A 15,943-nucleotide genomic window follows, 5' to 3' on the forward strand; every position below is an offset into this window, starting at 1 on the left:
CCGGCCCCGCCGAGGGGAAAGGGGGCGGGCGCCCGGCCCCGGTGCTAGGCACCGGCCAGTACCGCGCCCATCCACGCACCCACCACCAGCAAGCACCCCATGAGCTCCACCAGCATGCTCGTGCCCGCCGCGCGCATCACCGCACGGGTCGAGGCCATCGCGGGGCCGTGGCCGCCCAGCCTGAGGCGTTCCGAGCCGTAGATGCCGCCCACGAAGCCCGGCACCGCTCCGATGACGGGCAGCAGGAAGAACCCGGCCAGCGCCCCGAGGCCCGCCGACGCGGCCATCCGGCGGGTGATGCCGAGGCCGCGTAGTCGGCGGTTCGGCAGCAGCCAGACGATGACCTGGTTGACGAGCAGGACCGCCGTCGCGCCGACGAGGAGGAACCACGCCAGGCCCGTCTTTACGTGCAGGGCCCACCAGAGCACGGCGGCCCACACCAGCCACGGCCCCGGGACGCCCGGAACGATCACCCCGAGGAGACCCAGCAGCATCACCCCGCCGACCATGAGGAGCTGCCATACGCCCACATGCCAAGCGTGCAGGATCAGGGACGGTCGTGCAGGTCGCGCGCCACCCAGCCCTTCGCGTAGGCGTGCCAGCCCAGCTGGAGGCGGGTGGTCACGCCGGTGAGTTCCATCAGCCCCTTGACCCGGCGCTGCACGGTCCGCAGCCCCAGGTCCAGCTGCTTGGCGACGCTCGCGTCGGTCATGCCGGCCAGGAGGAGCGAGAGGATCTCCAGGTCCGTGGTGTCCGGGCCGGAGACGTCCTCCTCGATCCCGCGCACCCCCAGCCGCAGGGGGAGCGCCTCACGCCAGACCGCTTCGAAGAGGCCCATCAGGGACTCCAGCAGTCCGCTGGCGTGGACGACGAGCGCGGCGGGCTCGGCGCCGCGGCCGGTCAGGGGCACCATCGCGAGGGTGCGGTCCGCGATGACGAGCTTCGTCGGCACCCGGTCGACCACCCGGACCTGTTCGTCACGGCTCAGGGCCGCCGACAGCTCGGTGATGCCGTCGGGCTTCGTCAGCACCTCGCGCTCCAGGACGACCCGGTACGCAACGCCCCTGGACGTGGCGTTCTCCTCGGCGTCGTTCTCCATGCCACTGATGGCGATGGGGTTGCCGGTGACCAGAGCGCAGACCTCCTGCGTCGCGCCGAGCTGAAGCTGCCCGAAGCGGTGCACCACGGCACTCGCCCCCGTCACCACCTCGACGAGGTCGTGGACCGCCGGCTCGTCGGACTCCGCCCGGTACTCCTCGGCAAGCAGCGCCGCCGCCAGTTCCGCCTGCTCCAGTTCGTGCCGCTGCTGCGTCAGCAGGGCGCCGAGCGCCACACCGGGCGGCGCCGCCACCCAGCGGCCGGTGCGCGCGGACGACTGCGCGGCCAGCCCCTGCTGCTCCAGCCGGCGCAGGGCCCGCTCCGTGTCCGGCTCCGGCATCGCCAGCCGGTGCGCGAGGTCGGAGATCTCGGCAGCCCCCAGCGCCACCAGCGCGCGGTATGCCGACTCCTGTCTTTCGTCGAGCCCTATCGCTCCCAGCACGGAACCCCTCCCCGGACGTGCGCCTGTCGGCCGCCGTGGCGGAAATCGGCCACGGCGTGAACCCGCCTCGGACATCATCCCCGCATCGGCCGCCGCTCTGCCAATGTGGCCGCCACCGCAGCACCAACAGCCTCCGGCAGCGGGGCCTTTGCGCCCTTTTGTGGCCGGATTCAGATGGGGAGAGCGATGCGTCCGATATCGCGTACGGCACTGGCGGCGGCAACAGCCGCCGCGCTGGCCGTCACGGCGATCGCACCGTCGGCGGCCGCGGGGCCGCAGGACGGGGCGACCGAGAAGAGACCGCTGGTGGGCAGCGAGGCCGCCGCACGGCAGGGGGAGCGGCCGGTCACGGTAACGCTCGTGACCGGGGACCGCGTCCTCGTCGGCCGGGACGCCTCAGGCGCGCCGTCCGCCACCGTACTGCCGCGTCCCGACGGCACCACGGCCACGACGCAGACCCGACGCTCGGGACAGGACCTGTACGTCTACCCGGAGGACGCCGCCGCCGCGTTGGCGGCCGGCACCGTCGACGAGCAACTTTTCAACGTCACCGGGCTGGTCCGCCAGGGCTACGACGACGCGCACACCTCGGCACTGCCGCTGATCGCCACCTACGGCGGCGACGTGGCCCGCTCGGTCCCGGCCGTCCCGCGCGGCGCGAAGCGCGGGCTCGTACTGGAAGCCGTCGGCGGAGTCGCCCTCAAGACGGACAAGAAGCAGGCTGCCGACTTCTGGGCGGACGTCACGAACACCCGCTCCCGGGCGGCCGCCGGACTGAAGAAGCTGTGGCTGGACCGCAAGGTCGAAGCCACCCTCGACCGCTCCACACAGCAGGTCGCGGCCGATCTGGCCCGGGCCGCCGGATACGACGGCAAGGGAACCAAGGTCGCCGTGCTCGACACCGGCGTCGACGCCGAACACCCCGACCTCAAGGGCCGGGTGAGCGCCGTGGAGAACTTCACCGACTCCGACACCGCCGGCGACAACCATGGGCACGGCACCCACACGCTCTCCACCGTCGGCGGCTCCGGTGCCGCGAGCGACGGCAGGAACAAGGGCGTCGCCCCCGGTGCCGAGCTGCTCAGCGGCAAGGTTCTGAACGACTACGGCAACGGCGCGGAGTCCTGGATCATCGCCGGCATGCAGTGGGCCGTCGACCAGAAGGCCGACGTCGTCTCCATGAGCCTCGGCAGCCCGCAGCCGACCGACTGCACCGACCCGATGAGCACCGCGGCCGAGGAACTCGCCCGCACCGAGGGCACGTTGTTCGTCGTTGCCGCCGGCAACTCGGGCCCCTCGCACAACACCGTCTCGTCGCCCGGCTGCGTGCCCGGCGTCCTCACCGTCGGTGCCGTCGACCGCGACGACAGCACGGCCCGGTTCTCCAGCCGGGGACCCGCGATCGTCTCCCACACGCTGAAGCCCGAGATCGCCGCGCCCGGCGTCGCGATCTCGGCCGCCGCGGCCGGCGGCCGGGGCCCATATGCGTACCGGCCGATGTCCGGCACCTCCATGGCCACCCCGCACGTCGCCGGTGCCGCCGCCGTCGTCAAGCAGCGCCACCCCGACTGGACCGCGCAGCAGATCAAGGCCGCGCTGGTGTCCTCTGCCAAGTCGTCCGTCCCCGGCGACGTACGCGAGACCGGCGGTGGCCGGCTCGATGTGAAGGCGGCCGTCGACACGACCGTGACCGGAGCGCCCGCCGTCCAGGGCGGCACGTTCAACTGGCCGCAGGACGACAACGACCGGACCACCGTCCAGATCCCCTACACCAACAGCGGCGACAAGTCCGTGCGCCTCGAGTTGGCCGTGCGGAAGGTGACCGGCAACGACGGCTCGCCCGTGCGCTCCGGCATCGCCGGGCTCGGCGCGCGTGCCGTGACCGTCCCCGCCGGCGCGACCGTCAAGGTCCCCCTGACCCTGGACCCGTCGGCGCCCATCGACCGCGCCCAGTACGGGGACATCACCGGCCGCGTCGTCGCCACCGGTGGCGACGTCACCGTCTCCACGCCGTTCTCGCTGTACGTGCAGCCGGAAACGGTGAGCCTGCGCGTCAAGCTCGTCGACCGCGAGGGCGAGCCCGCGGCCGGATCGTCCTCACTGGACGTCATCGGCACCGACGACGCGACCGGTGAACGCCGCTTCAACGACGGCGCCGCCGACCAGGTCTACCGGCTCCGTCCCGGCTCGTACTTCCTCTCCTCGTTCGTCACGTCCGGCGACGGCACCGTCAGTTACCTCGGCCGCCCCGAGATCGAACTGACGAAGGACACGACCGTCGTGCTCGACGCGCGCAAGGCGCACCGGCTGAGCATCGAGACCGACCGCGGCTCCGAGGTCCGCGTCGGAACACTCGGCTTCGCCCGCGGCTGGGACGACACCTGGCTGCACTCCGGCACGATCAGTGGCGGCCGTACGGTCACCGGCTTCTACGCCGATGTCCAAGGCCGGGCGAAGGAAGGTGACTTCGAGTTCGCCAGCTATTGGCGCGCCTACGCCCCGCTGATCGAGGAGCTCACCGTCGAGGGCGGCCCGCGACTGCGTGCCGTCGCCGCGAGCGTCGGATCGGTCAACCTCGACGGCACCGGCACCGCGGACATCGTCGACTCGGGCACCGGCACGCCGGCGGAACTGCAAGCGGCGGACGTCAAGGGCAAGTTCGCCCTCGTGCACGTCCCCGACGGCGGGACGGGCGCCGCGATCGCGGCGCGCAACGCCAAGGCGGCCGGCGCGCTCGCCGTCGTCGTGCACCGCGACGCGCCCGGCGTGTATCTGCCCTCCACCGGCTTCGGCACCGCCCCGCACCCGGTCATCGGCATCGAGGCCGCGGAGGCGCGACTCCTGCTCGAGCGACTGGCGGCCGGCCCGGTCTCGCTGCGCTGGAAGGCCACCGCCAAGAGCCCGTACGTCTACAACCTGAGCTTCCCCGAGCGCGGCCCCGTCGCCTCCGAGCGCACCTACCGGGTCCGCGACACGAAGCTCGCCAGGAACGACACCACGTACCGCGCGATGGGCGTCGCCGCCGACTACCGGGACGTCGTCGTCGCGCGCAGTCCCAGCGGCATCCAGGCGTCCGTCTCCGGCGTCGACCTGGTGCCGGCGCCCGGCGAGCGCGCCGAGTTCTACACCCCTGGTGACACGCGGTGGGAACACCACGTCTCCTCCAGCTTCCCCTGGGGCGAGCTCATGTCCGCCCCGGCCCGCACGTACGAGCCCGGCGAACGGCGCGAGGAGAGCTGGTACGGCGGCGTGCTCGCCCCGGCCGCACCCCTCGACGCGTCGGGCGAGCAGGGCCTCGCGGCCGAGCGTCAGGGCAATCTCATCGGTGTGGCCCCCGCTTTCTGGCGTGACAGCGAACATGTGGGATCGGCCGGGTCGTTCGGCGACATCGGCAACACCCGCCTCGTCCGCGACGGCGAGGAGATCGGCCGGAGCCCGTACCCGTTCGGTGTCTTCGAGGTCCCCGCCGGCGACGCCGCCTACGAACTGACCCTGATGACGATGAAGATCGGCTCGCCGGCCGCGGTCTGGAAGCGGTCCACCCGACTGGAGACGACCTGGAAGTTCCGTTCGAAGCTCGACGAGAACGTGTACTCCCAGGGCATCCCGCTCCTCTTCCCGGACTACGAACTCCCCGAGGACGGCCTCAAGACCGTCGCCGCGAGCGAGGGCCTGCGGATCGGCCTGAGCGCCACGGGGCACGCCGGTTACCGGCCCGGCGCGCTCACCAGCGCGAAGCTGTCGTATTCGTACGACGGCGGGCAGACCTGGACCGAGGCGGCCACCGGACGACAGGGCGACGGCACCTGGAACGCGACCGTGAACCACGCGGGCGGGTCCGGCAAGGCGGTCACGTTGAGATCCGAACTGACGGACGCCCACGGCAATTCCGTCACCCAGCTCGTGGTCGACGCCTACGCGGTGCGCTGACGCGCCGATCACGACCGGTCCGCCGGGCGTCCTTCCCGTGGGGGGTTGGGCCGCCCGGCGGACCTTTGACGGGTGTCTTTTCGCCAATGCCCGTTTTCTGGCCCTGGGTGCGGTCGACAATAAGGGCATGAGTGAGCAGGGGGACAGGCCCAACAGGCCTACCACCGAAGACGACTGGTGGAGCCGGCTGTACGACGACTCCGCCCCGGACACCGGCCGCCCGACCGCGTCCGCCGATTCTCTGGACGACCGCTTCGACTCGGCATCGGGCACGGTGACCGCGCGTCCGCACGCGTGGTGGGACCGCCCGCCGCCACCGCCCGCGGGGCGCGTGGGGGAGCGGGACGTCCGCGGCGACGGCCCCGCGGCCGGGGCCCCACCGGTCCCCGCCCGTCCGCCGGGCCCTCCGCCGTCTCCCGCACCGCGCGGACCCGGCGTCGGGGACGGGCCGCAGGGGGCGGATCTCCCGCCACCCGCCCCGGCGACGCGCTTACCCGGCGCGGTTCCTGCGAAGGCTGAGCGGCCGCCGGGTGGCGTGGTCCCTGACGGCTTCGTGCGTGACGAGCCGCCAGATGCCTTCGCACCGCCTGCCCCCGTGGCGGGCCCGCCCGGGGACGCGGCCGGGGCCGGCGGCTCCGTGCCGCCCGTCCGCCACGGGCCACCCGCGAGGCGCCGGACCGACCCCGGCGCAGACGCGGCGCACGACGGGTCCGGTGCCGCACCGGCCGGTGGAGACCCGCGCGGGGCGGGCGCCGCACCACCGTCTCGGCCCCAGCCCGGCGCGCCGCCCCGGCCGGACGGGTCGGCGCAGCCGCCCGTGGGCGGCGATCCGCGTGACAGTGCGCCGGGGGCGCCGCGTTCCGGCACCGGGGACCCTTCTGCCGGAGGTCCGCCGTCCGGTGCGGGAGGCGTCGGCGCCGGTGCGCCGCCGCAGGCCGAGCCGGCCGTGGGCGCCGATCCGCCCCATGGCACGCCGGCCGCACCGGGCGCCGGGGACGGCGCCGGAGGCCGGCCGCCCCGTCCGGACAGGCCGCCCCGATCGGCCGTGGGCGACGATCCGCGTGACGGTGTGCCAGGGGAATTTGATTCCGGTGCCGTCGACCGTTCCGCCGCAGGTTGGCCTTCCCGTGCGAAAGGCAAGGGCTCCGGTGCGGACGGGGCGGGGCCGGCGGGGTCGGCCGGCGGGACCGCGCCGTCCGGGTCCGCTGCCGGGAGCCGTCCTGCCGCAGGGCCGCCGGCCCGGCCGGACGGGACGGGCGCCGGAAGCGATCCACGTGAGGGCGAGGCGGGACCGGCCGGTCCCGCGTTCGACACCCGCGCCGCCGGCAGCCCGGCCTCCGCCGGGGGCGACGATCCCGCCTCGTCGCCGCCCGCCGGCGGCGGCCCGCCTTCCGGGGAGGGCGGTTCGCGCGCAGGGGCACCGCCACGCGGCCCCGCCTCACCCGCGCCGCGGGCCGTCGTACCCGCCCAGGCGCCCCGCGGCGGCGTCGTCGGTGACGGGCCGCCCACCTACGACGCGGAGCCGACCGCGTTGCCCGCTGCCGAGGCGGACACACTGGACCGGCTCGTCGCCGACACGGTGCTCGACGGCGCCAGGTACGGCACATACACACTGCGGGCCGCCTCCGTGCGGGGCGACTCCGCGCGCTTTCGTGGCGAGCCGCGCGGCGACGCCCTGCTCACCGCCCGGTTCGGCACCGGGCCCGCCGCGCTGGTGCTCGTCGCCGTGGCCCGCGGGATCCGCGGTTCGGACACCGCTCATCTCGCCGCCGCCGACGCCTGCCGGTGGATCGGCCGTGCCGTCGGCCGCAGTCACACACGGCTGGCCGAGGACATAAGGGCCGGGCGGCGCGGTGACCTCAAGTCGGGACTGCACCGGCTCACCGACCGCAGCCTGGGCAGGCTCCGCGCCCGCGCCGCCGAACTCGGTGTGGAGGCGGAGGCTTACACGGCCGGACTGCGGTGTCTGCTGCTCTCCGCCGACACCGCCTGCCGCACCCGCGTCTTCTTCGGCGTCGGCGGCGGCGGACTCTTCCGGCTGCGTGACGGCGCCTGGCAGGATCTCGAGCCGCCCGTACCCGACCGGGCCGACGTCACCGGCGCACCCGTCGTGGGGTTCGGTTCCGCCGTGCCGGAGGCCACGCCCGACGGTGACCGGCTCACCATGGACCTCGGCATCCCCACGGGCCCGGTGCCGTACATCGAGGCCTCGCCGCCCCCGGTGGCCGAGCCGTTCCGCTTCCGTGCCTCGGTGGCCCGCCCGGGCGACACGCTGCTGCTCTGCAGCCCGGGACTCGCGGCCCCGGTGCGCGGCGAGGCGGCGCTCGCGAAGGAGCTCGCCGAGCGCTGGCGCGGTCCGCAGCCGCCCGGGATGGCCCAGTTCCTCGCCGATACACAGCTCAGGGTGAAGGGCTACGCGGACGATCGGACGGCCGTGGCGGTATGGGAGGCATGACCGCGCAGGCGTAACCGCACGGGCGCGACCGGCCCGGCCATGGGTTGATGGAGCGACGGGCCCGACGTACGGAGAGGCCCGGGCGGACGTCCCGCAGGCGTTCGGGACCTCCACGAAGAAAGGGCGCGCACCCCATGGCCAGGAAGAACGTGGCGGAGCAGTTCGTCGACATCCTCGTACGCGCCGGGGTCCAGCGGCTCTACGGCGTCGTCGGCGACAGCCTCAACCCCGTCGTCGACGCCGTCCGCCGCACCGCGGGCATCGACTGGATCCAGGTCAGGCACGAGGAGGTCGCGGCGTTCGCGGCCGGCGCGGAGGCCCAGATCACCGGCAGGCTGGCCGCCTGCGCCGGTTCCTGCGGTCCCGGCAACCTGCACCTCATCAACGGCCTGTACGACGCGCACCGCTCCATGGCGCCCGTCCTCGCTCTCGCCTCGCACATCCCCTCCAGCGAGATCGGACTCGGCTACTTCCAGGAGACCCATCCCGACCAGTTGTTCCGCGAGTGCAGCCACTACAGCGAACTGATCTCCAGCCCCCAGCAGATGCCCCGGCTGCTCCAGACGGCGATCCAGCACGCCGTCGGCCGCGGCGGGGTGAGCGTGGTGGCGCTGCCCGGCGACATCGCGGACCGCCCCGCGCCGGAGAAGTCGATCGAGCACGCGCTGGTCACGACCCGCCCCACCGCCCGCCCAGGCGACGCGGAGATCGACAAGCTGGTCCGGATGATCGACGAGGCCGACCGCGTCACGCTCTTCTGCGGCAGCGGCACGGCCGGCGCGCACGCCGAGGTCATGCAGTTCGCGGAGCGCATCAAATCGCCCGTCGGTCATGCGCTCCGCGGCAAGGAGTGGATCCAGTACGACAACCCTTATGACGTGGGCATGAGCGGCCTGCTCGGCTACGGCGCCGCCTACGAGGCCACCCACGAGTGCGATCTGCTGCTCCTGCTGGGCACGGACTTCCCGTACAACGCCTTCCTACCGGACGACGTCAAGATCGCGCAGGTCGACGTCAGGCCGGAGCATCTCGGCCGCCGTTCCAAGCTGGACCTCGCCGTGTGGGGCGACGTGCGTGAGACCCTGCGCTGTCTCACTCCGAAAGTGCGGGCCAAGACGGACCGCCGGTTCCTGGACAAAATGCTGAAGAAGCACGCCGACGCCCTGGAGGGCGTGGTCAAGGCCTACACCCGCAAGGTCGACAAGCATGTCCCCGTCCATCCCGAGTACGTCGCCGCCGTCCTCGACGAACTGGCCGACGAGGACGCCGTGTTCACCGTGGACACCGGCATGTGCAACGTGTGGGCAGCCCGCTACATCTCGCCCAACGGCCGCCGCCGCATCATCGGTTCCTTCAGCCACGGCTCGATGGCGAACGCCCTTCCGCAGGCCATCGGCGCCCAGTTCGTCGACCGTGACCGGCAGGTCGTCGCGATGTCGGGCGACGGCGGGTTCACCATGCTGATGGGCGACTTCCTCACCCTGGTCCAGTACGACCTGCCGGTGAAGATCGTGCTGTTCAACAACTCATCGCTGTCGATGGTGGAGTTGGAGATGCTGGTCGCGGGGCTGCCGTCCTTCGGCACGGCCTACCGCAACCCGGACTTCGCGGCGGTCGCCCGCGCGGCCGGCGCCTACGGGGTACGGGTGGAGAAGCCCAAGCAGCTCGCTGGTGCGCTCAAGGACGCCTTCAAGCACAAGGGCCCGGCGCTGGTCGATGTCGTCACCGACCCGAACGCGCTGTCCATCCCGCCGAGGATCAGCGCCGAGATGGTGACCGGATTCGCGCTTTCGGCCAGCAAGATCGTGCTGGACGGCGGGGTGGGCCGGATGGTGCAGATGGCCCGCTCGAACCTGCGGAACGTGCCGAGGCCCTGACGGCGCATGGCTGGTGGCCACGGACAAGCGCCCGTCCAGCGCCGCCGGTCGCCGGGACGAGAACGGGTGGAGCGTGCTTATCCGGCCATCGGCATGGCGTCGGCGGCGTGCGGGCCGGCGGGCGCTGCGTCCGTGCCGCTCAGGAGGCAGGTGAACGACTCGCCGCGACCGTCCTTCCCGCGATGCGCGGCCCCACACATCGGCCGCCCGGCGGGGAACTGACGAAATCGGCATGAGTGGTGTCCCCAGGGCGGGGCATGCATCCCGTGACGCTACGACGCCATAGCACGTTCCGATGTGGGTGGGGGAAGATGACTGGACGTCACGGGGGCGCGGTTCGGGGCCGGCTGCATCGCAGACTCGGCAACGGCGATCTCACGGCCGTGCCCGAAGTGCGGCACGCGTTACGCGACCTGCTGGGCAAGTGGCCGGAGCGGGCGGAGGGCGGCACGGCGGACGCGGCAGACGTGGCCGAGTTGCTCGCCAGTGAGTTGGTGACCAACGCCTTGATACACACCGACCACGGAGCGGTGGTGACAGCCACCGTCGAGGACTCACGACTCCATGTGGAGGTCCAGGACTTCATGGCAGGGCTGCCGGTGCGGGACCTACCGACCGCCGACCTCGGTACGGGCGGCAGGGGCCTGGTCCTGGTGGAGCGCCTGGCCGACGCGTGGGGCGTGCGTACGGCCCAGGGGGTGGGCAAGGTGATCTGGTTCGAGTTGCACGCGGGCGCGGCCTGACGAGCGGTCCTTGGACCAGAGGCCGCTGCCTGATCAGCGGCCCTTGGACCAGAGGCCGCTGACCGGCGGCTGCCCGTGCACACCCCTGCCGGCCGAGCGCCCGGCCAAGGACCCTGGCCGGGACCGCCGCGGGGCCGCTCCCGGCGGCCGGCACCGCGTCAGCCGAACTGCTGCTCCAGGTACTTGAGTTTGCGTTCCAGGGAGTCGAGACGCGGCAGCGCCTGCGTGTCGTCCTCGGCCGTGAGGTCGACCGTGACCGGTTCGGGACCGGCCGGCTTCAGGGCCTGGAGCGACGGCCGGGCCCGCAGGGGCAGTTGTCCGGGCTCCGCTATGACAGGCTCCACGACGGACGAGGACGAGCTGCCCGGCTGGTGGGAGCCGCCCGTGGCCGGACCGAGGGCGGGCAGTTGCGCCCCTCGGTCCGCCCGGCCCAGCCCCCAGCTGCGGTGCTGCCGGTTGAGGGCCCTGATCTGGGCGCGTTCCAGCTTCTCCCGGTCGCGTCGGCGCATCCGGTTCTGCTGCTTCTGCCGCCGGTCCTCACGCACCTCGTCGACCGCCTCGTCCAGGGTCCGCACGCCCTCGAGGAGCATCAGCGACCAGGCCGCGAAGGTCTCCCTGGGCGCCCGCAGCCAGCGAACGATCCGGATCTGCGGCAGCGGCCGCGGCACCAGTCCCTGCTCGCGCAGCGCCGCCCGGCGGGTCTGCTTCAGCGCCCGGTCGAACAGGACCGCGGCGGACAACGACATGCCCGCGAAGAACTGCGGTGCGCCCGCGTGGTCGAGGCCCCTGGGCGCGTGCACCCAGTTGAACCAGGCCGCCGCGCCCGCGAACGTCCACACCAGGAGCCGGGAGCCGAGGGCGGCGTCACCGTGGCTGGCCTCCCGCACTGCGAGGACGGAGCAGAACATGGCCGCCCCGTCGAGGCCGAACGGCACCAGGTACTCCCAGCCGCCGGTCAGATTCAGGTTCTGCCGGCCGAAGCCCACCAGGCCGTGGAAGGAGAGCGCCGCCGCGACGGCGGCGCAGCAGAAGAGGAGTACGTAGGAGGCGGTTCCGTAGACGGCCTCCTTGCGCCTGCGGCGTTCCTCGCTGCGCTCCCAGGAGTCATCGGCCGCGGCCTTGTCACCGGCGCGCTTGCCGCGCGCGAGCACCGCCACCGCCGCCAGGACTCCCAGGATCATCACGGCGCCCGGAAGCAGCCAGTCCAGCGATATGTCGGTCAGTCTCATGTGCGGTGTCCCTTGCATCGCGGTAGGGCGTTTCGGCCGCCATATTGGCCGAACGCGGGTGACACCCAGGGGCTTTCCGAGCAAGAGAACGCCAACGGGGCCGTCCCGTACGCGAATAGGTGCGATCTGCTCGAACTGACAATTGAACAGGGAGAGTTGTGTTCGAATTCATGCCACTCGAAAAGGTGACGTGGAATCACGCAGTCTGTTGAAGGCGGGCGACCCGGTCGGCGTCGCAGGTGCGCGGGCACGTGACGCAGGTGTCTTCCGGCCGCAGCGTGTAGAACAGGCAGCAGCTGGCCCGGTCGCGGGTCGGCAGCGCCTCGCCGTTCGGTCCCGTCAGCTCGCGGAATCCGGCGGTGCCCACATAAGGCTTGGTCGCGCCCGGCAGCAGCTGCTCGAGCTCCGCCACCGCGCGCTGCTCCTCACCGAGCAGGTGGGCGACGTACCACAGGCCCTCGACGATCTCGTCGGTCGCCATCCCCCACAGGGCCCGCTTGCCGCGGCGCATCCGGGCTCCGAAGCCGTCGAGGACCGGTCCGATGTGCTCGGCGACGGCCGCGCGCACCTCGTGGCGCAGCGCCTCTTCGTCCGGTACGACGCGGGCGCCGGGCAGCTGTGCGGCGGGGTCGTCCGGCAGGCAGGCGAACTCCCTGATCCGTACCGTCATGTGACCCAGCGCACGCTGGAAGGCGACATCCTCGACCGGGACCCGCGGCACCCTGCGAACCAGGAACCAGGGGACGGTGAACAGCAGGCATGCGGGCCAGGCGTAACGGTGCAGACCGAAGCTGGCGACGACGTCGGGACGGGCCTGCTGTCCGTAGTCCTGGAGCACCTGCGCGTTGTCCCAGGCGAGGAAGGTGTCGAGCGGAGCGCCGCCGGCCGCCAGGTCTGCCGCCCGGACCCAGCCGGCGCCGTCGGGCGTTCGTCCCTCGTCCGTGAGTTCCTTCACGCGCAGCCCGGGGAAGACCTCGGCGAGGCGCGCATAGGCGTCCGTCACCGGTGAGGTGAGGCCGGGCATCAGTGCAGGAACGGTCATGCTGGGGACCACCGAATCGCGATCGTTAGCAGGTTAGCCTTACCTTACCCGATGATCTCGATGTTTGAACTGTGGCCCAGGCCGCCTATCGTGCACTCAGGGCCCCGCATCGGCGAGCCGGGCCGGTCGGACTGCCGGAGGAGGACCCGAGTGGAGCAGGCCAGAGCGCGGGACCTCGCCGTTCCGCAGCCGTACGCCTCCGTTCGCGTGCCCGCGCAGGGCGCCCCGGGAGCGGCCCGGGAACAGGTCCGCGGCGAGCACACCCACAGTGAGCCCCCGGCACCCCGTCCCGTCCGGCGTCACTCGGTTCGCGGCCAGATCCTCGACGCCCTGCGCACGGCCCTGGTCGACGGCGACCTCGTCCCCGGCGAGGTCTACTCGGCCCCGGTCCTCGGCGAGCGCTACGGCGTGTCGGCGACTCCGGTGCGCGAGGCGATGCAGCAGCTGGTCATGGAGGGCGCCGTCGAGGTCGTGCCGAACCGCGGCTTCCGCGTCGCCCGGCGCACCGCCCGCGAACTGGCCGAACTGGCGGAGGTCCGCGCGCTGATCGAGGTCCCGGTCATGCTGCGGCTGGCCCGCACGGTCCCGGCCGACCGCTGGAGCGCGCTGCGCCCGCTGGCAGAGGCGACGGCTGCCGCGGCCGCGACGGGCGACCGGGCGAGCTACGCCGAGACGGACCGCGCCTTCCACCATGCGGTCCTCGCCCTCGCGGGCAACGAGCAACTGCTGGCGGTGGCGGACGATCTCCACCGGCGCTCCCAGTGGCCGCTCAGCGGCGCACCCACCACCCGGCGCGCCGACCTGGTCGCCGACGCGGCAGAACACACGGCGCTGCTGGAAGCGCTGGCGGCCCAGGACCTGCCGGTGGTCCAGGCGCTGGTGCGGGAGCACTTCGCGGGCTCGGACATCTGAGCGCGCCCCGGGACCCGAGGGGACGACGACGTGCGCGGCACGGTGTGGGCGGTGGCCAACCAACTGGGCGTCGTGGCGGGCACCCCCGCCGAACTGCTGTCCGCGCTGCTGGCGGGGCCGCCGCGCACGGTGCGGCTCGGCGGCGCGGGCCACGCTCCGGCGGAGGTGGCGGAACTGGCCGACGTGCTCCGGGAGTTCGGTCACGTACGGGTGGTCGTGGAAGCTCCTGACGATGAGGCCCCTGGCAGGAAACCCGGTGACGACGAACCCGTGGACACGGCCGACGCGGAAGCGATCTGCGCGGCAGACCCCGTACGGGTGACCGCCGCATACGAGTCGGCCGACGACGAGTGCGGCGGCCTGCGCGGTGCCTGGCTGCGGGCCGGCCAGTCGCTGATCCGCGACCAGGACCCGGCCCGGCGCGCCCTGGTTCTGCAGACCGCCCTTTTGGCGGACGCCGACCCGAGGGTGCGGCAGGCACTCGCCCGGTCCGCCGAGGCGGCGCCCTGGCGCATGGAACGGGTCCTGCCCGGCCCGGTCGCCGCCCTGGCCGTCCTGCCGGGGGGCGCGCCGGTCGTGGCCGATCCGGGCGGTGGGGTCCGTGTCCTTCCCGACGGTGTCCGGCAGCAGACGACGGCCACCCGGGTCAAGGCCGCCGCCGTGCTGGGGCAGGACACGGTCCTGCTCCTGGACGAACGCGGCCGGCTCCACCGACACGGCGGCACCGGGACCGCGCTGACGAAGGCCGTCGCCGCCACCCTCGCCCGACATCCGGGCACGGCCCTCGCCGCGGCTGCGGACGTCGTGCTCGTCGGCGATCGCATGGGATCGGTCCACGCCTTCGGCTCGGACGGCCTCCACCAGGCGGCCCTGCACTCCGGCCGTGTCACCGCTCTCGCGGCCACCGCGTCACCCGCCCTCGCCGTCCGGACCGGCGGCACGGACGGCGCGGTCCGCGCCTGGTCGCCCGCGGGCGGCGGGTACGGCTCGACCGTGTCGCAGCGGCCCTCGCCGGTCGTCGCACTGCACACGGGGCCGACGCCCGAGGGGCCGGCCCTCGCGGTCGCATGGGCGGACGGCCTGGCGGAACTGCATCGCCCGGGAAGGCGCGAGGCGCTCACGTTCCGCCCGGGTCCGGCGATCCGGGCCGTCGCCGTCACGCCCGACGGCGCCTTGTGCGTCGGCACGGAAGAGACCCTGATCCGTCTTCGGCCCCGCTGACCCCGCCGGCGGGCAGCGGGTGAGGGACATCTGTGCCAGACCGTGCGCTGAGCCCGCGCGGCGCGCCGTCTCGCACGGAGTCGGCGGGCGGGCAGCTCGCACGAGTGACGTCAAGAACCCGCCTGGCCGTCCCCCAATTGACCGGCGCCTTCCTGGCGGCCGTTGCCCGAGGGGCCGCCGCGCCATGACGGCTTCGTGACCGCTTCGAACGCCTTGCGGCACTCTTCCGTCCCCAGTTGTGTCGTGCATCACATCCGGCCCGTGTCACGTCCTGCCCCGATCCCATCTGGTGGGCGTCAGCGAGCGAGCCGAGGAGTACGGAACGATGAGTGCACGGCAGGAGATCGGCACGACGACGGCGCACCGCGTGGTGATCCTGGGGGCGGGATACGCGGGGACGGCCGCGGCCGTGCAGCTCGCCGCCCGGGTGAAGCGGCGCGAGGACGTACGGTGACCCTTGTGAACGCCCAGGAGCGGTTCACCGAGCGCGACAGGCCGCGCCCCGGGCACGCGAGCACGTGCGGGCCCGGCGGCCGCGCTTCGCCGCGGACCGGTCACGGCAGCGCGAAGCCACCGAGCGGTTCTTCGCCGCCGCGACCGGCGGGGACGTCAACGCCCTGATGGAACTGCTCTCCCGGACGTCACCCTGTGGACCGACGGCGGCGGCAAGGTCCGCCAGGCCCTGCGCCCGGTCGTGGGCGCGGCCACGGTGGCCGCCTGGTTCGCGGCCATCGGCACCGTCACCTACCAGGGCGTCACGCCTGCCGACATGAAGGCCGAAGTCGTCGGGATCAACGGTGGACCGGGCATCGTGTTCAGCGGGCCGGGACGTGTGATCGCCACTGTCACCTTCGACTTCGACGCCGACGGTCGTATCACCGCCATCCACAACGTGGCCAACCCGGACAAGCTCCGGGCCGTCGCCGACGGCACCGCTTACGACCTCGGAACGCGGTGAGCGTCGTCACGGCATGCGGCCGCCGGGCGGAACGGC

At 73.3% G+C, this 15,943-nt stretch carries 10 protein-coding genes and 2 pseudogenes; 8 read left to right on the forward strand and 4 right to left on the reverse strand.

The window, feature by feature from the left end; genetic code table 11:
• Positions 1-44: 44 nt before the first annotated feature.
• Both MDN94_RS19725 and MDN94_RS19730 read right to left on the reverse strand, forming a co-directional pair.
• Positions 45-530: a DUF456 domain-containing protein gene (locus MDN94_RS19725; protein ID WP_482727212.1), complete on the reverse strand. Its 486-nt coding sequence runs from the start codon at positions 528-530 to the stop codon at positions 45-47.
• A gap of 17 nt (positions 531-547) precedes the next feature.
• Entirely contained in the window at positions 548-1,540 is a 993-nt protein-coding gene (locus tag MDN94_RS19730) for a helix-turn-helix domain-containing protein (RefSeq protein ID WP_482727213.1), read from the reverse strand.
• Between the two features lie 186 nt (positions 1,541-1,726).
• Between MDN94_RS19730 and MDN94_RS19735 the strand changes: the two genes are divergently transcribed.
• The 4 genes from MDN94_RS19735 (at position 1,727) to MDN94_RS19750 (ending at position 10,545) form a co-directional block, all read left to right on the forward strand.
• Positions 1,727-5,470 (forward strand): S8 family peptidase, encoded by a 3,744-nt coding sequence (locus tag MDN94_RS19735; protein WP_482727214.1) that lies wholly within the window; start codon positions 1,727-1,729, stop codon positions 5,468-5,470.
• A 1,531-nt stretch (positions 5,471-7,001) separates the two neighbouring features.
• Positions 7,002-7,925 carry a protein phosphatase 2C domain-containing protein gene (locus tag MDN94_RS19740; RefSeq protein WP_482727215.1) on the forward strand — a complete coding sequence of 308 codons (924 nt, stop codon included), beginning with the start codon at positions 7,002-7,004 and terminating at the stop codon, positions 7,923-7,925.
• A gap of 134 nt (positions 7,926-8,059) precedes the next feature.
• A complete protein-coding gene (locus MDN94_RS19745; protein WP_482727216.1) occupies positions 8,060-9,802 on the forward strand; it encodes a pyruvate dehydrogenase in 1,743 nt (580 codons plus the stop codon).
• A 311-nt stretch (positions 9,803-10,113) separates the two neighbouring features.
• Positions 10,114-10,545, forward strand: coding sequence for an ATP-binding protein (locus MDN94_RS19750; RefSeq protein WP_482727217.1), 432 nt, complete (start codon positions 10,114-10,116; stop codon positions 10,543-10,545).
• Positions 10,546-10,703: 158 nt separating this feature from the next.
• Here the strand turns inward: MDN94_RS19750 and MDN94_RS19755 are convergent, their stop codons facing one another.
• Both MDN94_RS19755 and MDN94_RS19760 read right to left on the reverse strand, forming a co-directional pair.
• Positions 10,704-11,774: a DUF2637 domain-containing protein gene (locus MDN94_RS19755; protein WP_482727218.1), complete on the reverse strand. Its 1,071-nt coding sequence runs from the start codon at positions 11,772-11,774 to the stop codon at positions 10,704-10,706.
• Between the two features lie 196 nt (positions 11,775-11,970).
• Positions 11,971-12,816: a (2Fe-2S)-binding protein gene (locus MDN94_RS19760; RefSeq protein WP_482727219.1), complete on the reverse strand. Its 846-nt coding sequence runs from the start codon at positions 12,814-12,816 to the stop codon at positions 11,971-11,973.
• A 150-nt stretch (positions 12,817-12,966) separates the two neighbouring features.
• Between MDN94_RS19760 and MDN94_RS19765 the strand changes: the two genes are divergently transcribed.
• From MDN94_RS19765 to MDN94_RS19780, 4 genes and pseudogenes are all read left to right on the forward strand, one after another.
• Positions 12,967-13,728 (forward strand): GntR family transcriptional regulator, encoded by a 762-nt coding sequence (locus MDN94_RS19765; protein WP_482727220.1) that lies wholly within the window; start codon positions 12,967-12,969, stop codon positions 13,726-13,728.
• Between the two features lie 30 nt (positions 13,729-13,758).
• Positions 13,759-14,949, forward strand: coding sequence for a hypothetical protein (locus tag MDN94_RS19770; protein ID WP_482727221.1), 1,191 nt, complete (start codon positions 13,759-13,761; stop codon positions 14,947-14,949).
• A gap of 325 nt (positions 14,950-15,274) precedes the next feature.
• Positions 15,275-15,444, forward strand: a pseudogene (locus tag MDN94_RS19775) (FAD-dependent oxidoreductase); the annotation flags it as partial.
• A pseudogene (locus tag MDN94_RS19780) lies at positions 15,438-15,907 on the forward strand (nuclear transport factor 2 family protein); the annotation flags it as partial. The pseudogenes MDN94_RS19775 and MDN94_RS19780, both read left to right, overlap by 7 nt.
• Positions 15,908-15,943 lie beyond the last annotated feature (36 nt).

Source organism: Streptomyces sp. WAC00040 (genome assembly GCF_056835925.1).